We start from the raw sequence: 22,933 nt of genomic DNA, 5'->3' as shown, positions 1-22,933 counted from the left end.
CGTCCTCCACAGGCCCATCCAACCAGCCGCCGGAACGATCGTGACGGCGCCCCCTCCCCCGCACGTAGGCGGGCGCGCCCCTGCGGGTGGCCCCGGGTCCGGGCGCACACCATTTCATGCCCTAGAATCTCCCCCATGTCCGGTCCCTCCCGTTTTCTGCGCATGGCTCTCATCTCCATGTCGCTGACGAGCACCGATGACGGCCTCTGTCGCCGCCGGTGCCGTCCACGCGTGCGCTGACCGACCCGTTCCTCCGCGCCCGACGCGGCACCGGTGTGCTTCCGACGACCCCGCGACCACACGTCGCTCCACCCCGTCACGTCTGGACACGTCCCTGTGACCGCAACACCCACCCAATCGACCGACAATCCCGACTCCGGGGTCTCGCCCGCCCTGGCCCTGAAGTGGAACCCCACCCTCTCGGTTCCGCCGCCGCGCGCTCCCGCCGCCGAACCGGTGCGCTGGTGGCCGCTGGGGGTCGCCCTGATCGGCGCCCTCGGCCTGGCCGCCTTCGTCTGGTCCGAACACGGCCCTCTGCCCGCCGTCCTGCTGCTCCTGGGCACCGGTCTCGGCTTCACCCTGTTCCACTCCCGGTTCGGGTTCACCTCCGCCTGGCGCCAGTTCCTCGCGGTGGGCAACGGCACCGGGCTGCGCGCCCACGCCGTCCTGCTCGGCACCACCGCCACACTGTTCGCGCTGGTCATCGGCACCGGAACCGGGCTGTTCGGCAATGAGCCCGCCCCCTCGGCGGGTCCGATCGGCATCGCCCTGTTCGCGGGGGCGTTCCTGTTCGGCATCGGCATGCAGCTCGGCGGCGCCTGCGCCTCCGGCACGCTCTTCGCCGTCGGCTCCGGACAGTCCGCCATTCTCGTCACACTCTTCGGGTTCATCGTCGGCTCCCAGCTGTACAGCCTCGCCTGGCCCCTGGTGTCCGACCTGCCCGCGATCCCGCCGGTACTGCTCTCCGACCACGTCGGCTGGGGCGGCTCCTGGCTCCTCACCATCGCGGCCCTGGTCGCCGTGGTGGTCATCACCCGCTTCGTGCAGAACCGCCGCGTCCCGCCGCCCGTGGGAGCACCGCCCTCCGCCGAGGGTGTCGCGCGCGTCGTGCGCGGCAGCTGGCCCCTGGTGGCGGGCGCCCTGGTCCTGGCCGCCCTGGGCACCGCCGTGCTGGTCGTCTCCGGCGGCGCCTGGGGCATCACCTCGGCGTTCAACCTGTGGGGAGCCAAGGCCCTCCAGCTGGTCGGGGCCCAGCCCGAGACCTGGGCGTTCTGGTCCCAGCCCGGCCAGGCCGAGCAGCTCGCGGGGCCCGTCCTCCAGGACAAGAACAGCCTCACCAACATCGGCATCATCCTGGGCGCGGCCGTGGCCGCCGGGGCCGCCGGCACCTGGAAGTGGCACACCGGACTGAGCTGGAAACTGGTGGCCGCCGGGCTGGTGGGCGGTGTCCTGATGGGCATCGGCGCCCGACTCGCGGGCGGGTGCAACATCGGCGCCTACCTGGCCGGGATCGGTTCGGGCAGCCTGCACGGGTGGCTGTGGGCCGTCTTCGCCCTGGCCGGAACCTGGGTGGGCCTGCGGGCCCGCACCCTCTTCGGGCTGGGCGTGCCCAAGCCCGGCGACAGCGTCTGCTGACCCCGCGCCGCTCCGCCGCCGTAGGGTGCTCCTGACACGCGACGGCGGCGGAGGGAGCGGTGTGGGAGCGAACGCGCGCGGGGAACTGACCGAGGAGGTCCGCCGACGGGCCCGGATCGTCTGGGACTACCAGCGGCTGGGCCGGGAACCGCGACCGTGCGACGTGGCGGTGGTCCTGGGCAGCCACGACCTGGGAGTGGCCACCACCGCCGCCGACCTGTACCGGCGCGGGTTCTTCCCCCGCATGGTGATCAGCGGTGCCAACAGCCCCACCACCCTGGCCCGGTTCCCCAGGGGCGAGGCCGTGCACTACCGCGAACACGTCCTGAGCCTGGGGGTACCCGACCAGGCGGTCCTGACCGAGACCCGGGCCACCAACACCGGCGAGAACCTGAGCCGCTCCCGCGCTCTGCTCGCCGACGCGGGGATCGCCGTCCGCTCGGTGATGTTCGTGTGCAAGCCCTACATGGAGCGCCGCGCGTACGCCACCGCGCGCCGGATCTGGCCCGAGGTGGAGGCGGTGTGCGCGTCGGCCCGGACCGGGTTCGACTCCTACCTGGGCACCGTGGGCGACGACCGGCTCGTCATGGACACCATGGTGGGCGACCTGCAACGGGTGATGGAGTACCCGGCACGGGGGTTCTCCGTACCGCAGGAGGTCCCCGAGCGGGTCCGCTCCGCCTACGCGTACCTGGTGGGGGCCGGGTTCGACGGCCACCTCATCGCGGACTGAGACGCGGGCACGGAACCGCCGAACACGCGGGCGGGGTCCCCTCCGATAGCCTGCGGCCGAGAACGACGAGGGGAACGACATGGACCAGCTCCAGGACCTGCCCGAACGCAGCCGCGAGGTCGCACACGCCCTTGAGGCCAGCGGAGTCCAGGGACGGATACGCGCGCTTCCAGCGTCCACACGGACCGCCGCGGAGGCCGCACAGGCCCTGGACTGCGAGGTCGGCGCCATCGCCAACAGCCTGGTCTTCATGGCCGACGGGGCGCCCCTGCTGGTGATGACCAGCGGTCGACACAGGGTCGACGTCGACCTGCTGGCCCAGCGCCTGGGCAAGGGCACGATCCGGCGCGCACGCCCCGAAGAGGTACGTCAGGCCACGGGCCAGGCCATCGGGGGCGTCGCCCCCCTCGGCCATCCCGCTCCCGTGGAGACCGTGGTGGACCCCGCCCTCGCCGAGCACCCGTGCCTGTGGGCGGCGGGCGGTACTCCGCACACCGTCTTCCCCACCGACCACACCGAACTGCTCCGCATCACCGGCGGCTCCTCCGTCGCGGTCAACTGACCCGGCCGACCGCACTCCACCCCCGGACCGGGCCGGCGTCCGCGAGCGCGACCACGCCTCGCGGACACCGGCCCTCGGCGCGCCCGGCTCCGGCGCGGGTCAGGAGGTAGGGGCCGCTCTGGCCACGCACCGGCCCACGCCCCAGGCGGCCGCACCGCTGACCGCCCCGACCAGGGTCCCGGTGACGACACTGCTCACCGCCGCGAAGCCGCGCGTGATCACCGCGTGCGCGACCGGCGGCAGGTCACTGAGGTTGCCCCCCAGGGTCGGCGGATCGCCGTCCCAGGCCGTGGTCCACAGCAGCTGGTGGCCGAGCATCAGGAACACCCCGTACACCACCCCCACCACCAGCAGGGTCAGGAACGGGTTCGGCACCCTCCGCCACACCACCACGGCGATCCACACCAACGGCGGCACGAACACGAAGAGGGCGTTGACGAGGGTGCCCTCCTGAAGCACCCCGAGGTCGTGCAGGACCACCCGAGGCGCGGCCAGCAGGGCCAGGGCGACGACGGCCGGGAACGGTAGGCCCAGCCCGGTCCGGCGGGACGGGGCGGGGCGGTCGGTGGAATTCATGCCCCCACGCTAGGAAGCCCGGGCCCGCGACGCGTCAGCTCACGGTCTCGACCCCCTACGTCCACAGGCGTCACCCGGCCGGGCACCGGACCGGGCATGACCCGGCCCCGGCCCCGACCCGGCCCCGACCGTCCTCGCACCGCCACCGCCACCGCGCCCGGGAGCGCGTACGGTACGGTCACCCTGAGCCTCGGGCCGCGCGCCCGCCCCGGGAAGGGACGCCCCCGCATGACCAGAACCGGCTGGATCGTCACCGTGATCAGCACCGTGGTCGCCCTGGCCGTCGGGTTCGGGGCCGGATGGTGGGCCCGGGAACCGGTCTCCGCGCCCGCCCCGGCCCCGCCCACCGCCAGAGGGTCCCACCCCGACGGCGTCGAGGACCAAGAGGACCGACCCGAGACCGGGTTCGACCCGGTCGTGGTCGGCCTCGACCAGACCCACGACTTCGGCGACGGCCTCTCCATCGGCGTGGGAGGGTTCGCCCGCGGCGTGGAGGAGGGCGGAGTCCACCCCTCCACCGGGGAGGAGGCCGACCTGCCCTACCTGTCGTGGACGGTGGAGGTCACCAACGAGGGTTCCGAGGCCGTACCGACCGGCCTGGTGACCCGCTCGTGCTCGGTGGGCGACCCCCTGCGCGAGTCCGGTTCCCCGGCCCTGGGCGACAACGTCAATCCGCCCGAGAGCCTGGGCCCGGGCCAGTCCGCCACCTGGGACGAGGACTGCTGGGCCGACGCGCGGGACCACCAGGTCCAGTACACGGTCGAGTTCCACGACCAGGACTTCACGCCCCTCTACCCACCGGTCACCTTCGTGGGCACGGTCGACTGAGACCGACCGCGTCCCCCGGCGGGCGTCTCCCCCGGTGGCAGCCCCCGCCCGCCCGCTAGCCGGTGAACAGGGCGGCCGCCTTGATCGCGGTGTTCACCACCCCGTAGGCCAACGCGAGCACCACCACCACCCACAGCAACAGCGCCGCCGCCTTCGACACCCGGTCGCCCGTCCCCTGATCCATCGCCCTCTCCTCCACCGGCTCCGACGGGGGCCGTCCCCCCGACTGCTCCGCGCCCGTGTGGGCGCCCCCGCTCACACACGCTCCCTGGAGGGGTCGGCGGGCTCGTCGGACGACGCCCCGGAGTCCTCGGGCAGCGCACGCACCAGGGCGTTGGCCGCGAACCCGACCACCATCACCGCCGCCATGAGGTACAGCGAGACGGTGTACAGGTCAGCGCCCGAACGGCCCGCGGCCAACTGCTGGTCGGCGACCACGTTCACGATCAGCGGCCCGGCCAGGCCCGCGCACGACCAGGCGGTGAGCAGGCGCCCGTGGATGGCGCCGACGTTGAACGTCCCGAACAGGTCCTTCAGGTACGCGGGAACGGTCGCGAACCCCCCGCCGTAGAAGGACAGGATCACACCGGTCACCGCCACGAAGAGCACCACCGAACCGGTCCCCGCCACGGCGATCAACGCGTACAGCAGGGCGCCGATCCCCAGGTAGCCGATATAGGTGCGCTTGCGGCCCAGGAGGTCGGAGGTCGAGGACCACACGAAACGGCCGAGCATGTTGCACAGCGACAGGAAGCCGACGTAGCCCGCCGCCTCGGCGGGACCGACCCCGGCGAAGAAGTCCTGCACCATCGGCGCGGCCTGTTCGAGGATGCCGATCCCCGCGGTGACGTTGCAGAACAGCACGATCCACAGCAGCCAGAACTGGCGGGTGCGAAACGCCCGCTCCACGCTCACGCCCTCCGACGCCGGTTCCGCGACACGCGCTCCCCCGGCCGGGACCGGGGGCTCCCACCCGTCCGGCCGCCATCCCGGCGGCGGAACCCTGACCGTCGCCGCGCCGAGCATCATGGCCGTGAAGTAGACGGCGCCCAGGATGAGGAACGCCGGCACGATGGCGTCGGCGGGGGTCTGCCCGAACCGGTCCAGGAGCGCCGCCGACAGCGGCGAGGCGATCAGCGCGCCGCCACCGAACCCCATGATCGCCAGACCGGTGGCCATACCGGGCCGGTCCGGGAACCACTTGATGAGCGTGGACACCGGCGAGATGTACCCGATACCCAGGCCGATCCCGCCCAGCACCCCGTAGCCGAGGTAGAGCAGCCACAGCTGCCCGGTGGCCACCCCGAGGGCCCCGACCAGGAAACCGCCACCCCAGCACAGCCCCGAGACGAACATGGCCTTACGGGGCCCGTTGGCCTCCACCCACTTGCCGCCGAAGGCCGCCGACAGCCCCAGCATCACGATGGAGATGCTGAAGACCACACCGATCGCCGTGAGCGAGGTGTCGAAGCGCTCCACCAACGCGGTCTTGAAGACGCTGAACGCGTACACCTGGCCGATGGACAGGTGGACCGCGAGCGCGGCCGGGGGAATGAACCACCGGCTGTATCCGGGCGGCGCCACACTCCTGGCACGATCGAGAAACGACAGCACTACCCAACCTCACGATTGTATTCCGACCCGAATAGGCGTCCGCTTTCCCGGCTATTGCCGGATGTGCGTCCGCGAGCATGGGACATCGTCACACCTCATGTGACGAGAATCAAATACACGTTCATTGTCGGGCGATAACGTCCGCTTATCGAGCCCGCCGCGACCCGGCTCAGAGAGCGGAGCCGGGGACCGGCCGCGCCTCGGCGGGCTCACTCGGTTGCGGACCCGAGGGGTGGTACAGGTCCAACCGCGCCTGGAGGTCGGCGCCCGCCACCGTGTCCATGAGGGCGCGGGCCAGCACGGGTTCGGGGTCGCGGTCCGCGACGACCAGCCCGATCTCCTTGCTGACCTCGGGTTCCACCAGGGGGATGGCGCGCATGCCCTCGGGCACCGCGTGCAGCGCCAGCCAGGCGTGCGGCATCACCGCCGACCAGCGGGTCTCGTGGACGTACGAGCACAGCGCGCTCACCGAGTTGGTCTCCACCCTGGGCACCGCCTCGACCCCCGCCCGCCGGAACGCCCGGTCGACGATGCGGCGGTTCTGCATGTCCGGGGAGAGCAGGCACAGCGGCACCTCGGCGGCCTCGGCCCAGGTGAGGGTGTCGCGCCCGTTGAGCAGCCCCCGCTCGTCGGTGAGCAGGGCGTAGCGCTCTCGGTAGACGGACTGCCGACGCACGTTCTCCAGGGGTTCGTTGTCGACGTAGGTCAGTCCCACGTCGATCTGGTAGTCGACCAGCGCCCGCTCGATCTCCTGGGAGGTCATGGACACCACCGACAGGGTCACCAGCGGGTGGAGCTCACAAAAGGCCCTGGTGATGAGGGATATGGAGCTCAGGGTCGTGGGGATGGCACCGATACGCAGGCGCCCGCTCAGCCCCTCCCGCAGGCTGCGGACGTTCTCCACCAGGGTGTCGTGCTCGGCCAGGACGCGCTGGGCCCAGGCCACGATCCGCTCCCCCTCGTGGGTGAACCCGATGAACCGGTTGCTCCGCCTGACGATGGGGACCCGGAACTCGGCCTCCAACCGACGGATGGCCGTGGACAGCGCGGGCTGGGACACGTGACACGCCTGGGCCGCACGGGCGAAATGCCGTTCCTTGGCCAGCGCGGTCAGGTACTTCAGCTGGCTCAGCAACATCGCGCAAGAATACACGCGCCGGACCCCCGCAACAACAACGCCCGGGTCCTTGATATCGTTCGCCCCATTCGGAGACAAAACTATTCGGGACCTCTGGACAGAGGGCGACTCGGTGAGAGAATTCGGACTGTGACACACCACGACTCGGACATGCCCGACCCCGCCCAGGACACGCCGGAGGTCGGGCCTCCCAAGGAGAGCGCGGCGGGCGTCCCCGCGGTCATCAACAGCGTGCGGCACGTCAACGACCAGGCCGGGGTGCGGCGCGGCCTGCCCGCGATGCTCGCCGTGAACCAGAAGAAGGGGTTCGACTGCCCCGGGTGCGCCTGGCCCGAGCCCGGCAAACGCCACCGGGCGGAGTTCTGCGAGAACGGCGCCAAGGCCGTCGCCGAGGAGGCCACCCGCCGGACCGTCGGCGCGGACTTCTTCGCCCGGCACCCGGTCGCTGACCTGTTCGAGCGCTCCGGGTACTGGCTGGGCCAGCAGGGCCGCCTGACCGAACCGGTGTACCTGGCCGAGGGCGCCACCCACTACACGCCGATCCCCTGGGACCAGGCCCTCGACATGATCGCCGAGGAACTGCGCGGGCTCGACTCGCCCGACGGCGCGGTGTTCTACACCTCGGGCCGCACCAGCAACGAGGCGGCCTTCGCCTACCAGCTGTTCGCCCGCCAGCTCGGCACCAACAACATGCCCGACTGCTCCAACATGTGCCACGAGTCGTCCGGCTCGGCACTCACCGAGACGCTGGGCGTGGGCAAGGGCAGCGTGTCCCTGGAGGACCTCTACGAGGCCGACCTCATCATCGTCGCCGGGCAGAACCCGGGCACCAACCACCCCCGGATGCTGTCCGCGCTGGAGAAGGCCAAGCGCGGCGGAACCCGGATCGTCACGGTGAACCCGCTGCCCGAAGCCGGCATGAAGACGTTCCGCAACCCGCAGTACGCCCGGGGCCTGATGGGGCGCGGCACCGACCTCACCGACCTGTTCATGCAGGTCCGGGTCGGCGGCGACCTGGCCCTGTTCTCGGCGGTCAACCGGCTCCTGCTGGAGGCCGACCGGCGCGGCGAGGACGTCCTGGACCACGCGTTCGTGACCACCCACACACACGGGTACGAGGCGTTCTCCCAGGCCCTGCTGGCCGAACCCGACGACACCTTCTGGGCCCGGACCGAACGGGACACCGGACTCTCCCGGGCACTGATCGAGGAACTCACCGCGATGGTGGTGGCCTCCGAACGCGTCGTGGTGTGCTGGGCCATGGGCCTGACCCAGCACAAGCACTCGGTACCGACCATCCGCGAGGTGGTCAACTTCCTGCTCCTGCGCGGCAACGTCGGCCGCCCCGGCGCGGGCGTGTGCCCGGTACGCGGCCACTCCAACGTCCAGGGCGACCGCACGATGGGCATCTTCGAACGCCCCGACGACTCCTTCCTGGACGCCCTGGGCGCGGAGTTCGGCATCGAACCACCGCGTGAGCACGGACACGACACCGTGAACGCGATCCGGGCGATGGCCCGCGGCGAGGTGGGCGTGTTCCTCGCGATGGGCGGCAACTTCGTGGCGGCCTCACCCGACACCGGGGTCACCGAGGACGCCATGCGCCGCGTGGGACTGACGGTGCACGTGTCCACCAAGCTGAACCGTTCGCACGTGGTCACCGGGACCCGGGCCCTCATCCTGCCCGCCCTGGCCCGCAGCGACCGCGACCACTGGCAGGGCCGCGACCGCTGGGTGACGGTGGAGGACTCCATGGGGCTCGTCCACGCCTCACACGGGGTGCTGCGCCCCCTCTCCGAAGGAATGCGCTCGGAGGTCGACATCGTCCGCGAACTCGGCCGCAGACTGTTCGGGAACACCCCGGTCGACTGGGACCGCATGGCCGACTACGACCGGGTACGCGACCACGTGGCCGGGGTCGTCCCGGGGTTCGAGGACTTCAACGCACGCGCACGGCGACCCGGCGGGTTCGCGCTGCCGCACGCCCCGCGCGACGAACGCAGGTTCCCGACCGCCACCGGACTCGCCAACTTCACGGCCAACGGCACCTACGCGCCCCAGGTCCCCCAAGGACGGCTGCTGCTCCAGACCCTGCGCTCCCACGACCAGTACAACACGACCATCTACGGCCTCGACGACCGCTACCGGGGCATCAAGGACGGCCGCCGAGTGGTGCTGGTCAACGCCGAGGACGCCACCGAACTGGGCCTGGCCGACGGAGCGTACACCGACCTGGTGGGCGAGTGGACGGACGGCGTCGAACGCCGCGCACCGCACTTTCGCGTGGTGCACTACCCGACCGCGCGGGGCAGCGCCGCCGCCTACTACCCGGAGACCAACGTGCTGGTACCGCTGGACTCCACCGCGGACGTGAGCAACACCCCCACCTCCAAGTCGGTGGTGGTGCGCTTCGAACCGTCCTCACGACGGAACTGAGCCGGAACCGGGCTGGAGCGGGAACCGGGCTCTGAGTACGGGTACGCGGGCGGGTTCCTGAGTACCCGTACTCAGGAGCCCGCCGAGCCGGTGCGGCACCCTGGTGACACCTCGGAACCAGGGAGCATCGTGCGCCATATCCTCGCCGCCTCGATTGACAACCGAGCCTCTCGCGTCTACCTCGCCCTCACCACCACCCTCCTCACCGCGGCGGTCGTCATCCACCTCGGCCCCGGCTTCGGCTCGGGCATGCCCGAGCTGGCCCTCGCGGTGTGGCTGCTTCCGTGCAGCGTGCTCTCGGTCCTGACGTTCGCGGCCCTCGACACGGCCGGCATGCCCGTCGACGCGCAGGCTCCCGTGTTCCTGGTCCTGTACGTGCTGGGCGCGTACGGGAACGCGCTCCTCCTCGGCCTCGCCGTGCGCGGGGTCCGCTCCCTGGCCGGCAGACGCCGCGCCGCCCGTCACTGACCCCCCGGACGGCGCCACGGGAGACGCACCCGGACCGGCCGCCACCGGGGGCGCCAGCTCAGCCACGGCAACCACGGCTCGCCCTGCGGGTGCGGGACGGTGGGGTCCTCCAGATCGCCCTGGAGGACGTCCTCGATCTCCTCGAACCTGATCCCCGCGAACACCATGATGTCGGTGGCGACCATCTCCACCGCCAGATGGGTGGCGTGCGTGACGGGGTCGTCGTCGGGCGTGCCCGCCCCATAGGCGCGCGCGGCCGTCAGCGCCCGCTCCACCGCCTCCTCACGGGCCTCACGGCTGCTGAGGTCGTCGGCGAGGATGGTCAGGACGTCGGCCATGTCGGTCACGATCGGCGCCAGTTCCCGCTGCTCCTCCACACCCATGGCGGTGGTGGTGCGGGCCAGGAACAGACAGCTCTCACCCAGCAGGATCAACCGCTCGATGACCTCGTCCTCCTCCAACACCGGCTCGGGGTTCCCCCAACGGATGGTGGACAGCCGCACCGTGGACCTGCTGCTCTCGCGCGCCTTGCTCAACTCGGCCATGGGCCGGCTCAGATCCCCCAACCGGTTGACCAGCTGCTCGCTGGAGTCCTCCCCGTCCTCCCCCAGGGAACGACCGACCAGCGCGAGCATGCTCGCCATCTCGTTGAGCGCGTCCTCCTCGATCCGGCGGAGCAGGGCCACCAACCGGGCGGGAAAGAACAACTGGCTGAAGGCGAGGGCCACACCGGCGCCGATCAGGGCGTCCACGAGCCGGTCCGTGCCCGGACTGGCACCACCGACGAAGATCGTGGTGAGGATGGCGCTCGCCGCCGCCTGACCGATGATGATGCGCTCGGCGTTGATCGCCGCGGCCACCGTCATGGCACACGCCGTGGCCAGCACCATGGCCACCACGTTGTAGTCGGTGATCCACAGGCTGAACTCACCCGCGAGGATGCCGATGAACACACCCATCAGCAGCCGAAGCGCCTGGGCGCCGCGCTCCCCGCCCGAGACGTTGAGAGCGATGACCGCGGCGATGGGCGCGAAGAAGGGCTGGTGGTCCTGGACGAGACCCCCCGCGATGGTCCACGCCAGCGTGGCGGCGATGACCGCGAGCACGATCAGGGCGGCGTTGGCGCCCACCCGGGCGCGCACCTCCTTCGCCACGGCCCGCGACCGCGCCCACCAGGTACGACCCTCAAGGGGCAGCTCTGCCATGATCTCCTCACCGGCGAAGGGACACGCCTTCGGGGGTGGGGGGCCGCCGGTTCCATTGATACCGGCCGGAGGAGGGATGTGTCGGTACCGCGCCCGGTGTTTCGCGCCGACGGTTCGGTGCCGCCCGGGCTCGCGACGCGTGCTCCTTCGCTCCGCGCCCGGCCCACCACCGACCGGGGCGGGCGGGGCGCTCACCCCGCCGGACGACCCGCGCGCCCGTGTGCGGGGCCCGACAGAGCAGGGCATCCTGGAGGGCATGACCGAACACCCCGCCCACGACACCGGCCCCATCCCGGGTTCCGTCCCCCTCCCGGGCTTCGGCCCCGTCCCCCGGGTCCAACCCGACCAGGACACCGAGCCCTACCCGGGCTCCATCCCGCTACCCGGCTTCGAACCGGCCCCACGGTCCCGCACCGCCGACGAGCCAGCCCGGGAGGGCGGCTCCACCCTTGAGGACGACGCGGCCCGGGGCGACGCGGCCTCAGAAGGCGCGACCCCACCGGGACACGCCCCGGAGGTCGAGCACCTGGCCGCCACCCTGCGCCGCCGCCGCGCCGAACTGGCCGAGGCCAAGGCCGCGCGGATCGGCGACGGAAGCATCGTCCACGAACTCACCACGCGCGTCTGGGTGGGCGTGGAGATCCCGGCCGTGGTGTGCGCGGCCGCCGACGACCCCATGCGCCTGCGCCCCTCCACCCACCCGGTCACCTGCCTGCGGTGCAGGTCGCGGCGCTCGGGCTCCGGCGCGGAGCAGATGCCCGGCCAGGAACTCCTCTGGCACTGAGCGCCCGGGGGGCGCCGGGCCCCGGGCGGGGGGTCACCCCCGCGAGAACCGGGAACGACGGAGCGCCCCGCTCAGCGAACCGGGGACCGGCCGGGCGGGCCGCTCCGGGGCGTCTCGCACCGCGAACGGGGCCGCTCCCTCCGCCCCTCACCGAACGGTCCGGCAGCAGGGGCGGCCCTCAGCCCTCCGGCCGGGCGGCCCGCTCCGCCGCGCGGGAGAGTACCGCGCGCAGACCGAGCTCGTAGCCGAGCACCCCGCACCCCGCCACGTACCCGGCGGCGACCGGCGCGGTGACGGAGGTGTGGCGGAACTCCTCACGGGCGTACACGTTGGAGATGTGCACCTCCACCACCGGCGCCTCGATCGCGTCCACGGCGTCCCGCAGCGCGATGCTGTAGTGGGCGTAGGCGCCGGGGTTCATCACCACACCCGCGTAGTCGCGGGCCGCGTGGACGTGGTCGACCATGCCGCCCTCGCTGTTGGACTGCGCACAGACCACCTCCACCCCCATCTCCAACCCCAGGGCGGCCACCCGGGCCTCGACCTCGGCGAGGGTGGTGCTCCCGTACTGCTCGGGGTCGCGCGTGCCCAACAGGTTGAGGTTGGGGCCGTTCAGCAACAGGACGGTGGGCGTCTTCTCGGTCATACGGGGCTTCCTGGTTCCGAGTCGGGCTGGAGACACCAGCGTAGACCCGCACACCAGGGTGGTTCCCCGCGCACCGAACCGGTATCATACCGACCAGTCGGTCCAACTCTTCGGGAGGCAACCCGTGACGTCCACCCTGCTGTCCAGGCGCGACCTCCGGTTCCTGCTCTACGAATGGCTCGACGCCCAGGCCCTCACCCGGCGCCCCCGGTACGCCGACCACTCCCAAGAGACCCTGGACGGCGCCCTCGACCTGGCCGAACGCGTGGCCACCGACCACTTCGCCCCGCACAACAAAACCAACGACGCCCACGAACCCCGCTTCGACGGCGAACGCGTGCACGTCATCCCCGAGGTGGGCCGGGCCCTCAGGGCACACGCCGAGACCGGACTGTCCTCCCTCGCCCTGGACGCCTCCGTGGGCGGCGGCCAGCTCCCCCGCGTGGTCTCCAGCGCCTGCGACGCCTACTTCCAGGCCGCCAACCCCGGCACCGCCGCCTACCCCTTCCTCACCGCCGCCAACGCCAAGCTCCTGCTGGCACACGGCTCCCCCGAACAGGTCGACACGTTCGTGCGCCCCATGGTGGAGGGACGCTTCACCGGCACCATGTGCCTGTCCGAACCACAGGCGGGCAGCTCGCTCGCCGACATCACCACCCGGGCCGAACCCGCCGAGGACGGCACCCACCGGCTCTTCGGCAACAAGACGTGGATCTCCGGCGGCGACCACGAACTCTCCGAGAACATCGTCCACCTGGTGCTGGCCCGCATCCCCGGAGGCCCGCCCGGGGTCCGGGGGATCTCGCTGTTCGTCGTACCCAAGCACCTCGTCCGCGAGGACGGCGCGCTCGGCGAACGCAACGACGTCGTCACCGCCGGGCTCAACCACAAGATGGGCTACCGGGGCACCGTCAACGCCCTGCTCAACTTCGGCGAGGGCCGCCACACTCCCGGCGGGGTCCCCGGCGCGGTCGGCTACCTCGTCGGCCCGCCCCACCAGGGTCTGCGGCAGATGTTCCACATGATGAACGGCGCCCGCATCGGAGTGGGAGCGGGCGCGACGGCGGTCGGCTACACCGGTTACCTGAAGTCGCTCCGCTACGCCCGCGAACGCCTCCAGGGCCGCCCCCTCGGCGCGAAGGACCCCGAACACCCCCCGGTACCGATCATCGAGCACACCGACGTGCGCCGGATGCTGCTCGCGCAGAAGAGCTACGTGGAGGGCGCCCTCGCGCTGGTCCTGTACTGCGCCCGCCTGGTGGACGAGGAGGCCAGCGCCGAGGACCCGGCACACGCCGAGCGGGCACACCTGCTGCTGGACGCCCTCACCCCGATCGCGAAGAGCTGGCCCTCCCAGTGGTGCCTGGAGGCCAACAGCCTCGCCATCCAGGTACACGGCGGCTACGGATACACCCGTGAGTACGACGTGGAACAGCACTACCGGGACAACCGGCTCAACGCCATCCACGAGGGAACCCACGGCATCCAGGCCTTGGACCTGCTCGGACGCAAGGCGGTGCTCGACCACGGCGCGCGCCTCTCCCTCCTCCTGGAGACCGCCCGCGCCACCGTGGAGCGCGCCCGCGCCCTGGGCGGCCAGGAAGCCGCGTACGCCGAACTGCTCGCCGCCGCCCTTGACCGCACCGCCCGGGCGACGGCCGACGCCTGGTCCGACGGCGACCCGTCCGTGGCCCTGGCCAACGCGACCCCGTACCTGGAGGCCACCGGCCACGTCGTCATCGCCTGGATGTGGCTGGAACAGCTCACCGCCGCCCACGGCAAGCAGGGCACCTTCTACGAGGGCAAGCGCGCCGCCGCCTCGTACTTCTTCCGCTACGAGCTGCCCCGCACCGAAGCCTGGTTCGCCCTGGTCGCCTCCCGTGACCGCACGGTCCTGGACACTCCCCCCGAGGTCCTCTAGGGCGTGTTTTGTGGATCATTCCGCGCTCGCGTGGCCAGGCTGCCTCTCGCTGCGCCGATGGAGCTCGGACAGCCAAACCCGGGCTGACCGTCGCTCATCGTCTTGCGAGAGATGGCCTGGCGGCCGCTCGCGGTGCTGGCGGCTCCGCCGCCAGAAGGCGAAAGCATCCACAAAACACCCCCTAAGGCCCGAAGCCCTCGAAGGCCCCACCGACACCCCGGTGCCCGTCCACCCCCGGTCGCCCTGCGGACCCGCCGGACGCCCTCCGGTTCAACCGGCGCGCAACCGCCCGGGCTCGGGAACGTCCAGGACGAACACGTGGCCGATGTCCGCCTCCTCGTATCCGTAGTCGGCGTTGGCCACCCGCATCCGCTCCGGGGTGACCTCGACGATCCGGACCGTGACCGGTTCCGCCCGGCCCGGCAGGGTCAACAGCCACGGCTCGGCCAGATAGGCCAGGCCCAGGGAGTCCAACGCGGACCGGGCCTCGGCCTCCTCCACCGCACCGTGCACGGGGTGGCCGAACGGGTTCACCGGGACGTAGCCCGCCCCCTCGGGGCGTAGGTAGCCCAGGATCTCGTCGTCCTCCTCGCGCCGGTGCGGTCTCCACGACCGGGGAATCACGTTTCCCGCCCCTGCGCGCCCAGGCGCTGCTCGGCGAAGACCTCCATGGCCTCGCGCTGGTAGTCGGCCAACCCCGGCTCGATCCGTTCGTACACCTCACGCCAGGGGCCCTCCTGCGCGTACACCCGCCCCAGCTGGGCGAAGGCCTGCGCGTCCGGGGTCCACATGCGGCTGACCTGCTGGAAGTGGCCCTCGATCTCCACCTGCACCGGTGGAGCCTCGGCGGGTGTGCCCGCACGCAGGTACGCGGCCATCCGCCGCATCCCCTCCACCGACTCGGCGCGCATCCGCTCGGCCTCCTCGGGAGCCATCTCCTCCCCCGCCCGCCGGGCCTGTTCCCACTGCTCGGGCCAGTCGGCACGCGCCCGCTGGGCGTAGTGGGCGGTGTCGAAGCCCTCGAAGAGCTCCTCGGGTCTACTGGTCACGTCGGTGCCCTCCAGTGAGTCCACCGTGCGGCGCACGGTGTCGACCAGGACGCTGAGGCGGTCCCGTTCGGCTTCGAGGTCGTGCAGGTGCTGCCGCAGGGCCGCGACCTCGTCCTGTTCGGAGTCGAGAACCCGGCGGATGTCCGCCAGACCGAGCCCGAGTTCGCGCATCACCAGGATGCGCTGGAGCCTGTGCAGTTCGCGCTGGCCGTAGTGGCGTAACCCGCCCGGCCCGGTGCTCTCCGGGAGCAACAGGCCGACGTGGTGGTAGTGGCGCAGCGTCCGGGAGGTCACCCCGCTCATCCGGCAGACCCCACCCATGGACCATGACATCCCGTCTCCCCTCCGGCCGGGGAGTCCGGCCTCAGAGACGACGCTAGATGTTGACGCAACGTCAACCGCAACCCCTGCCCCGAGGCCTCTTCCTCGGGAACACCCGTGTCCGGTCCTTCCCACCCGGCCCGGGCGGGCGCCCCCAGAGATGGCCGCCGGAGACGGCCGACGAGCGGTCCCCCTCGCCCCGCCCCCGCGCACGGCGCGGTCTCCCACGTCCAGCCCGTTCGCACTCGGGCTCGGGCCCGGGCCACGCGACTCCGCCGGGAGGGCCCCCGCGCGGACACACCCGCCAGTGACCTGTTGTGGCCAAGCGCAGCGGAGAGTCACCGCCGGATGGTACCCAGGTTCGGTTCCCTTTCCCCTGACTCGGAGGCTCCCGTGGCCGCACGCAACTTCAAGGGCCAGTATTCGGACTGGCCGTGGACCGCAGCCGTCATCATCTGCCTGTTCATCCTGGCCGCGGCCGTCACCCGCTGACAGGAAGCGGAGACGGCGCCTCCCGGGCGTTCGTCCCGGGAGGCGGGAACACCATGGCTCCGCTCCCCTCCGCGCGGCAGCGAAAACGAAGGACACCGGCCTTTACGTCGTAGATTTTCTACTGCCCCCCAGACCCCCGACCCCGACGACAACACCGTTCGCCACGGGCCCACCCACCGCCCCGACCCACTCCGTGCACGGAGAAACGGCGCGTCTTCGCAGCTCAGAGGATGCGCCATTGGACATCATCGGATACAGTCATCGAACTGATGTTCGAACGGTGGCTCTTCCCCTGCCGCTCCGCAGGAGGGGAGGAATGTAGGCCGTGCACCTGCGCGCCGCGTCGTCGTTCTCCTTCCGGCACGGCACCGCGCCGCCCGCCGCCCTGGTCGAGCGGGCGGCGCTCGACGGCCAGACGGTGATGGCCCTCACCGACCGGGACGGCCTCTTCGGCGTCGCCGAGCACATCCGGACCTGCGAGCGGACCGGGGTGCGCCCCGCCCTGGGCGTCGACCTCGCCCTCTCCTCCCCCGAGGGCGGCCGCGTCGTGGTCCTGGCCCGGGGCGCCCGGGGCTGGGCCAGCCTCTGCCGCCTGGTCACCGACGTCCACCGCGCCCCCTCCCCCGTGGCCGTACGACCCGACCAGCTCACCGAACACGCCGACGGACTGGTCGTCCTGCTCGGGCCCGACTCCGACGTGGGCCGCGCCGTCGCCCAGGACCGCCCCCTGCACGCCCGGGCCCTGGTGTCCGCCTGGCGGGGGGTGGGTGTGGAGATCGCCCTGGCCCCGCACGACCACGGCGCCTCCGGCCAGCGCCGCGCCGCACGGGACATGGTGCGCCTGGCCGACGAGGAGCACCTCCTCGCGGTGCTGACCAACGCCGTGCGCTACCCGACCCCGGACGGTGCCGGGGTGGCGCTCGCCCTCGACCGCATCCGCCAGCACGCCCCGGGCGGCTACCACCCCGCCCCGCGCACCGAGAGCGCCCACATGGCCACCGCCGAGGAGATGTCCCGGACCGCCGTCGCCGTGTGCGGCGGCGACCGCACGCGCGCCCGACGCCTGATCGCGCACACCCTCGCCCTGGGCAGCTCCTGCGCCCTGGACCCCGCCGCCGACCTGGGCTGGGGCCGTCTCCACCTGCCCGCCCGCGCCGAGGCCACCGCCGAGCTGCGCGACCGCGTCGCGGGAGGGGCCGCCCTGCTGGGCCTGGACCGCGACCGCCGCGCGGACGAACGGGCCCGGCGTGAGCTGGAGGTCATCTCCCGCCTGGGCCTGGAGAGCTACTTCCTGACCGTGGCCGACGCCGCCCGGGCCGTCCGGGACAAGAGCATCCGCTGTTTCGCGCGGGGGTCGGCGGTGGGCAGCCTCGTCGTGCACCTGTTGGGCATCTCCGCGATCAACCCCCTGGACCACGGTCTGCTGTTCGAACGGTTCTGCACTCCAAGCCGTCCCGGCCTGCCCGACATCGACCTGGACGTGGAGTCCGACCGCCGGTTGGAGGCCTACGACGCGGTCATCGCCTCCCACCCCGGGGCCAGCGCCACGGTGGCCATGATGGAGACCTACCGCGCCCGCAGTGCCCTGCGGGACGCCGGTGCGGCGCTGTCGCTGCCCTCCGTGGAGGTGGACCGCATCGCCTCGGTGTTCCCCCGGGTCCGGGCCTCCCGCATCAGCGAGACCGCCCGCGAGCTCCCCGAGCTGCGGAACCTGGACGGGCTGGACAGCGAGCACGTGCGCAGGCTCTTCTCCCTCGCGGAGCGGCTGTCGGGCCTGCCCCGGCACGTGGCGATGCACCCCTGCGGGCTGGTGCTGTCCGACCACGCCATGGGCGACCGGGTGCCCACCCAGCCCTCCGGGGCGGGCTACCCGATGGTGCAGGCCGACAAGGAGGACGTGGAACACCTGGGGCTGCTCAAGCTCGACGTCCTCGGGGTGCGGATGCAGTCGGCGCTCGCGCACACCCTGGACGAGATCGACCGCACCGAGGGGGCGAGCCCGGACCTGGAGGCCCTGGCCGACGACGACCACGCCACCGCGCACATGGTCGCGGCCTCCAACACCCTGGGCTGCTTCCAGATCGAGAGCCCGGGCCAGCGCGAGCTGGTGTCCCGGCTGCGGCCGCGCGGGGTCCCCGACCTGATCGCGGACATCTCCCTGTTCCGGCCCGGGCCCATGGGCACCGACATGGTCTCGGCCTACCTCGGGGCCAGGGAGGGTTCCGAGCCGCCCCGGCTGCCCCACCCCGACCTCGCGCCGGTACTGGCCGAGACCGGCGGGGCGCTGCTCTTCCACGAACAGCTGCTGCACACCATCGACACCATGACCGGGTGCGGGCTGGACCGTGCCGAGGCCATGCGCAGGGCCCTGGGCACCGAGGAGGGGCGCCGCGAGGTGGAGACACAGGTGCGCTCGCTGATGGCCGAACGCGGACACGACGGCCGGACCGTCGAGGACACCTGGCGGCTGGTGGCGGCGTTCGGCAACTTCGGTTTCTGCAAGGCTCACGCGGCCGCGTTCGCCCTGCCCACCTACCAGAGCGCGTGGCTCAAGCGGCACTTCCCCGCCGCGTTCTTCGCGGGGGTGATGACCCACGACCCCGGCATGTATCCGCGCCGGGTGCTCCTCAACGATGCCCGGCGCATGGGTGTGCGGGTGCTCGGTCTGGACGTGAACGCCTCCTGGCGGTACTGGCGGGTGGAGCCGGTCGGGGAGGGCAGGTGGGGGCTGCGGCCGTCCCTGGCCGATCTCGGGGCCCTCACCGGGGCCGAACTCGACCGCCTGTTGGCCCGGCGCCCCTTCACCGGGCTGCGGGACCTGGTGGCGCGGGGGTCCCTGTCCCGTGAGGCGTTGGACAACCTGGTCCTGGCCGGGGGGCTGGATTCCCTGACCGGGGTCACCGGAGCCCCCGGCGCCCCGGACCGGCGCGACGTCCTCGTGCACGCGCACGCCCTGGCGCAGGAGGGTCCGCGTCCCGAGGACTCCCCCGGGCAGCTCTCCCTGGAGGAATCGGAGTCGGAGTCAATCGAGACCGTGCCGGTGGGGACGGCCGCCCCGATGACCCACACCGACCGGGTCGCCGAGGAGTCGCGTGCCCTCGGCTACGAGATCTCCGGGCACCTGTTGGACCGGTACGTGGACCGGTTGGCGGACCTGGCCGCCCGCCACGGGCTCGTCACCGCCCAGAGGCTGCCCCGGGTTCCGGACGGGACCCGGGTCACGGTGGCGGGGGTGAGGGTGAGCGTGCAGACGCCGCCCACCAGGTCCGGTAGGAGGGTGATCTTCGCCAGTGTCGAGGACCGCACCGGTGTCGTCGAGGTCGCCCTGTTCGGGAACGTCCAGGAGCACTCCGCCAGGGCGGTGTTCGACTCGAGGCTGCTCGTGGTCCAGGGCCGGGTCCGCCGTTCCAGCCCGGAGGCACTGCCCACGCTGACCGTTTCCAGGGTCTGGCCGTTGGACCCGGGTCCGAAGAAGCCCTGAGCCGGGGAAGGGACGTCACCCGCCCTCCCCCTGCGGCGGTGCCCGGAGGGACGCGGTGGTCACGGGCACAGGGCCCCTCTGGAGGAGGGGGTTGGGGCAACCGGGCCCGGGCGGAGAGTAGCCCGCGCGGGTGTCGGGGTGGTGGGGGTTGGCCGGTTCCAGCCAAACCCGTCATGGAACAACCACACCGAGTTACTGTTCAGGGGTTGACCCCCAGCGGAAACGGAGCGTGACGTGGGCAGGCACGAGAACCCGGACGTACCCACCGACAGCGGCACCGGTGGCAGCGCGGGCGGGGACGGCAAGGACCCCAACAAGCACGGCGCGGAACCCATCCCGCCCCAGTCCGGGGATGGGCAGGACCCGAACCGGTGACCGGACACCCTGGAGCCCCGTTGGCTCGAACGCTCACCTCCACTGGCCAGATCACCGACCCCCTGTGGCACCGGGCCGTCCTGGGCACCGACCGGGCCGGGTTCATCCCCGACACCGTGTGGGTCACCTCCCGGACCCACCCCGGGTACTTCCGGCCGGTGACCCGTGACGACCCCGACCACGCCCGGTGGGCTCACGAGGACTTCGCGCTCGCCGTCCAGGTCGATGACGGCACCCCGGCCGGTGGCCCCCACGGGGAACCCGGGTGGGGTCGATTGCGCACGTCCAGCATTTCGCAGCCGTCGTTGGTCGTGGAGATGCTCCAGGCCCTGGATGCTCGGGAGGGGCACCGGGTGTTGGAGATCGGCACCGGTACCGGCTACAACACGGCGCTGTTGTGCCACGCTCTCGGAGAGGAGGCCGTGGTGTCGGTGGAGATCGATCCGCGGCTGGCAGAGATCGCGGTGAAGAACCTCGCGCAGGCTGGCCACTCCCCCAGGGTCGTGACGGCCGACGCGGCCGGGCGCCCGGCGGCGGGCGAGGGCGAGTTCGATCGGGTGTTGTCGACAGTCGCGGCGCGTGGCGAGGTTCCGTGGTCGTGGGTGGAGCAGAGCGCGCGGCACGGGGTCATCGTGACCCCGTTCGAGGTGGGCAACACTCCGGGGGTCCTGCTGAAACTCCGGGTTCACGGGGACGGGAGCGCCACCGGACACTTCATCGGGGACGCGCCGTTCATGGTGCTGCGGTCACAGCGGGCGGACATGCGCCGGGCCCGTGAGCTGGTGGACGAGGACGACCCGGAGGCGACGGACGGTCTGATCGAACTCAACCCGAGAGTGGTCGCCTACCGCAACTCCGGGTGGCAGCTCGCGTTGGGGCACCTCGTGCCGGACCTGCGGTACGCGGTGTACGAAGCCGCGGAGGACCGGCCGGAGTGGGCTGGGGAGGCGACGGTGTACGTGGCGACCCTGGACGGGTCCTGGGCGCTCGGCGAGTACACCCCGGCGGGCAGCCCTTTCGAGGCACGCCGGGGTGGACCCCGGGATCTGTGGGCCGAGATCCGCGCCGCGTGGGACGCGTGGGTGAAGTTCGACTCTCCGGGCCGTGACCAGCTGGGGGTGACCGTGGACGAGCGGGGGACGCACCTGTGGGTGGGGAATCCGGCGACGGAGGTCGGCCGCGATCAGCGTTCCCGGCTGTGAGGTTCCAGCTAGCGGCAACCAGCGCCGATGCTCTGACCCGGTACACCGAAACCGGACCCCGCCAGTTCGCTTGGCGGGACCCGTTCATCTGGGGTGTTACTTGGAGCGAACTGCGTCAACCACCCCAAGCCCGCAACACGATCACCGCTGGCAAGAAGGGGGACGACGAGGACGACGGTCATGTCTTCGTCCCGTGCCGTCCAGACGATGACGGGTGCCGCCCGGGCGTCCCGCCGACCCATTGCCCTCCCCGCAACTAACGGAAGCATCCTCGATGCACGAGCAGATCAAGCAGCTCATCACTCCTCACACCGGTCAGATCAGCGAGGTGGTTCCGACCAGTGGGTGCAGCGCCGCCATCACCGCCGTGGTCACCTGCGAACACGGAAGGGTCTTCGTCAAGGCCGTCCCGGACAGGCCGGGCGGGCTCCTGGAAGAGGTCCGCCGAGAGGGCCAGATCAACCCCCACCTGGGCGGATTGGCACCTCACCTGCTGTGGCAGGCACGGGGCGACGGGTGGTTCGTGCTGGGCTTCGAGGTCATCGACGCCCGCCCCACCGACTATTCCCCGGGTTCTGCGGACCTGCCTCGGATCGTGGAGGCCATGGACCGGATCACTGGCCTACCGCTCCCCGACGTGGCCCGTCCATGGGTGGAGGACCGGTGGGACAGGGCGCTTTCCGACGAGGAGATCGGTGTGGTCCGCGGTGACCACCTCACACACGGCGACCTCAACCCGAACAACATCGTCATCGACACGGACGACCGGTTGTGGGTGATCGACTGGGCATGGCCGACCCGGGCGTCGGCGGTGGTGATGCCCTCGGGATTGGCGGTGCAGCTGGTGTCAGCGGGCCTGGAGCCAGCCGATGTGGAGAAGCTCTTCGCGTCCACGTCGTTCTGGGCAGGCCTGGATCAGGGCGCGTTGGCCGTGTTCGCACGAGCGCAGGTACGGATGAACCGGCACTACACGCGGTTGCGCCCGGACGAGGAGTGGTTGGTGGCGATGTTGGACGCGGCGAAGGCATGGCACCAGCGCGTGCGGGGGTGACCAGGGATCTCAGTCCGCGCTCCCTCACGGTCGCGGAGCAGACCAGCGGGCGCGCTGGAGGGGCCTCGCCGGTGCCTGCAATCTGGTGTAGAGCACGTCATACCGGCGTGCGAGAGGTGGGTGCCGTGTGCCTCGACCCGGGCGAGTGGCCGCGACGCAACTGCTTTTGGTCCTAGGTTTCGTCGGGAGGCCGCGGGTATCCTGTCCCGGTACACAGAACCGGACCCCGCCAGCTCCGATGGCGGGGTCCGGTCGTTCGTGGGCTAGGAGGTCGCAGCCTTAACGAACGCTGTCCACTCCGCCGATGAGGCGTCGAGGTGCCCTAGGTGTACTGACCTGAGAGGTTAGGTACGCGGGAGGCGGGAGGGCCGCCAATGGCGGTGTGGAACCGGTGGTGATTGTAGTGGTGCAACCAT

20 protein-coding genes are annotated in these 22,933 nt (G+C 71.9%); 12 read left to right on the top strand and 8 right to left on the bottom strand.

The window, feature by feature from the left end; all coding sequences use genetic code 11:
- The first annotated feature begins 336 nt into the window (after positions 1-336).
- From ACFYL4_RS07575 to ACFYL4_RS07565, 3 genes are all read left to right on the top strand, one after another.
- Positions 337-1,635, top strand: a complete 1,299-nt coding sequence (locus ACFYL4_RS07575) for a YeeE/YedE family protein (RefSeq protein WP_387517223.1) — start codon at positions 337-339, stop codon at positions 1,633-1,635.
- Positions 1,636-1,696: 61 nt separating this feature from the next.
- Positions 1,697-2,368 carry a YdcF family protein gene (locus ACFYL4_RS07570; RefSeq protein WP_387517220.1) on the top strand — a complete coding sequence of 224 codons (672 nt, stop codon included), beginning with the start codon at positions 1,697-1,699 and terminating at the stop codon, positions 2,366-2,368.
- Positions 2,369-2,447: 79 nt separating this feature from the next.
- Positions 2,448-2,930 carry a YbaK/EbsC family protein gene (locus ACFYL4_RS07565; protein WP_357765116.1) on the top strand — a complete coding sequence of 161 codons (483 nt, stop codon included), beginning with the start codon at positions 2,448-2,450 and terminating at the stop codon, positions 2,928-2,930.
- A 99-nt stretch (positions 2,931-3,029) separates the two neighbouring features.
- Here ACFYL4_RS07565 and ACFYL4_RS07560 read toward each other — a convergent pair whose 3' ends face one another.
- Positions 3,030-3,506, bottom strand: a complete 477-nt coding sequence (locus ACFYL4_RS07560; protein ID WP_387517218.1) for a hypothetical protein — start codon at positions 3,504-3,506, stop codon at positions 3,030-3,032.
- Positions 3,507-3,734: 228 nt separating this feature from the next.
- Here ACFYL4_RS07560 and ACFYL4_RS07555 point away from each other — a divergent pair, with 228 nt between their 5' ends.
- Positions 3,735-4,334, top strand: a complete 600-nt coding sequence (locus ACFYL4_RS07555; protein WP_357765122.1) for a hypothetical protein — start codon at positions 3,735-3,737, stop codon at positions 4,332-4,334.
- 55 nt (positions 4,335-4,389) lie between these two features.
- Here the strand turns inward: ACFYL4_RS07555 and ACFYL4_RS07550 are convergent, their stop codons facing one another.
- From ACFYL4_RS07550 to ACFYL4_RS07540, 3 genes are all read right to left on the bottom strand, one after another.
- Positions 4,390-4,518 carry a hypothetical protein gene (locus tag ACFYL4_RS07550; RefSeq protein ID WP_357765125.1) on the bottom strand — a complete coding sequence of 43 codons (129 nt, stop codon included), beginning with the start codon at positions 4,516-4,518 and terminating at the stop codon, positions 4,390-4,392.
- A gap of 71 nt (positions 4,519-4,589) precedes the next feature.
- Positions 4,590-5,948, bottom strand: coding sequence for an OFA family MFS transporter (locus tag ACFYL4_RS07545; RefSeq protein WP_357765128.1), 1,359 nt, complete (start codon positions 5,946-5,948; stop codon positions 4,590-4,592).
- 169 nt (positions 5,949-6,117) lie between these two features.
- Complete coding sequence (locus tag ACFYL4_RS07540; RefSeq protein WP_387517215.1) at positions 6,118-7,086, bottom strand: LysR family transcriptional regulator; 969 nt, start codon at positions 7,084-7,086, stop codon at positions 6,118-6,120.
- Positions 7,087-7,236: 150 nt separating this feature from the next.
- Here ACFYL4_RS07540 and ACFYL4_RS07535 point away from each other — a divergent pair, with 150 nt between their 5' ends.
- Both ACFYL4_RS07535 and ACFYL4_RS07530 read left to right on the top strand, forming a co-directional pair.
- Positions 7,237-9,522 carry an FdhF/YdeP family oxidoreductase gene (locus tag ACFYL4_RS07535; RefSeq protein WP_387517785.1) on the top strand — a complete coding sequence of 762 codons (2,286 nt, stop codon included), beginning with the start codon at positions 7,237-7,239 and terminating at the stop codon, positions 9,520-9,522.
- Between the two features lie 129 nt (positions 9,523-9,651).
- A complete protein-coding gene (locus tag ACFYL4_RS07530) occupies positions 9,652-9,990 on the top strand; it encodes a hypothetical protein (protein WP_387517213.1) in 339 nt (112 codons plus the stop codon).
- On the opposite strand, the gene ACFYL4_RS07525 is transcribed toward ACFYL4_RS07530, so the two are convergent.
- Complete coding sequence (locus ACFYL4_RS07525; protein WP_387517210.1) at positions 9,984-11,195, bottom strand: aromatic acid exporter family protein; 1,212 nt, start codon at positions 11,193-11,195, stop codon at positions 9,984-9,986. The genes ACFYL4_RS07530 and ACFYL4_RS07525 overlap by 7 nt on opposite strands.
- A 256-nt stretch (positions 11,196-11,451) precedes the next feature.
- On the opposite strand from ACFYL4_RS07525, the gene ACFYL4_RS07520 reads away from it, so the two are divergent.
- Positions 11,452-11,979, top strand: coding sequence for a hypothetical protein (locus tag ACFYL4_RS07520; protein ID WP_387517208.1), 528 nt, complete (start codon positions 11,452-11,454; stop codon positions 11,977-11,979).
- Positions 11,980-12,157: 178 nt separating this feature from the next.
- Here ACFYL4_RS07520 and aroQ read toward each other — a convergent pair whose 3' ends face one another.
- Positions 12,158-12,625 (bottom strand): type II 3-dehydroquinate dehydratase, encoded by a 468-nt coding sequence (gene aroQ / locus ACFYL4_RS07515; protein ID WP_387517206.1) that lies wholly within the window; start codon positions 12,623-12,625, stop codon positions 12,158-12,160.
- A 124-nt stretch (positions 12,626-12,749) separates the two neighbouring features.
- On the opposite strand from aroQ, the gene ACFYL4_RS07510 reads away from it, so the two are divergent.
- Positions 12,750-14,546, top strand: a complete 1,797-nt coding sequence (locus tag ACFYL4_RS07510) for an acyl-CoA dehydrogenase (RefSeq protein WP_387517204.1) — start codon at positions 12,750-12,752, stop codon at positions 14,544-14,546.
- A 270-nt stretch (positions 14,547-14,816) separates the two neighbouring features.
- On the opposite strand, the gene ACFYL4_RS07505 is transcribed toward ACFYL4_RS07510, so the two are convergent.
- Both ACFYL4_RS07505 and ACFYL4_RS07500 read right to left on the bottom strand, forming a co-directional pair.
- Positions 14,817-15,170, bottom strand: coding sequence for a hypothetical protein (locus tag ACFYL4_RS07505; RefSeq protein WP_357765148.1), 354 nt, complete (start codon positions 15,168-15,170; stop codon positions 14,817-14,819).
- Positions 15,167-15,928 carry a MerR family transcriptional regulator gene (locus ACFYL4_RS07500; protein ID WP_387517201.1) on the bottom strand — a complete coding sequence of 254 codons (762 nt, stop codon included), beginning with the start codon at positions 15,926-15,928 and terminating at the stop codon, positions 15,167-15,169. Before ACFYL4_RS07500 ends, ACFYL4_RS07505 begins: the two co-directional genes overlap by 4 nt.
- Positions 15,929-16,733: 805 nt before the next feature.
- Here ACFYL4_RS07500 and dnaE point away from each other — a divergent pair.
- From dnaE to ACFYL4_RS07480, 4 genes are all read left to right on the top strand, one after another.
- A complete protein-coding gene (gene dnaE, locus ACFYL4_RS07495) occupies positions 16,734-19,889 on the top strand; it encodes a DNA polymerase III subunit alpha (RefSeq protein WP_387517199.1) in 3,156 nt (1,051 codons plus the stop codon).
- 234 nt (positions 19,890-20,123) lie between these two features.
- Positions 20,124-20,264, top strand: a complete 141-nt coding sequence (locus ACFYL4_RS07490) for a hypothetical protein (RefSeq protein WP_387517197.1) — start codon at positions 20,124-20,126, stop codon at positions 20,262-20,264.
- 20 nt (positions 20,265-20,284) lie between these two features.
- Positions 20,285-21,466: a methyltransferase domain-containing protein gene (locus tag ACFYL4_RS07485; protein ID WP_387517195.1), complete on the top strand. Its 1,182-nt coding sequence runs from the start codon at positions 20,285-20,287 to the stop codon at positions 21,464-21,466.
- Between the two features lie 274 nt (positions 21,467-21,740).
- Positions 21,741-22,517, top strand: a complete 777-nt coding sequence (locus ACFYL4_RS07480; RefSeq protein WP_387517192.1) for a protein kinase — start codon at positions 21,741-21,743, stop codon at positions 22,515-22,517.
- The last annotated feature ends 416 nt before the right edge of the window (positions 22,518-22,933 follow it).

Origin of the sequence: Nocardiopsis sp. NPDC006938 (genome assembly GCF_042869555.1) — a bacterium.
Classification (GTDB): Bacteria; Actinomycetota; Actinomycetes; order Streptosporangiales; family Streptosporangiaceae; genus Nocardiopsis.
This window is presented reverse-complemented; position numbering and strand designations above follow the sequence as displayed.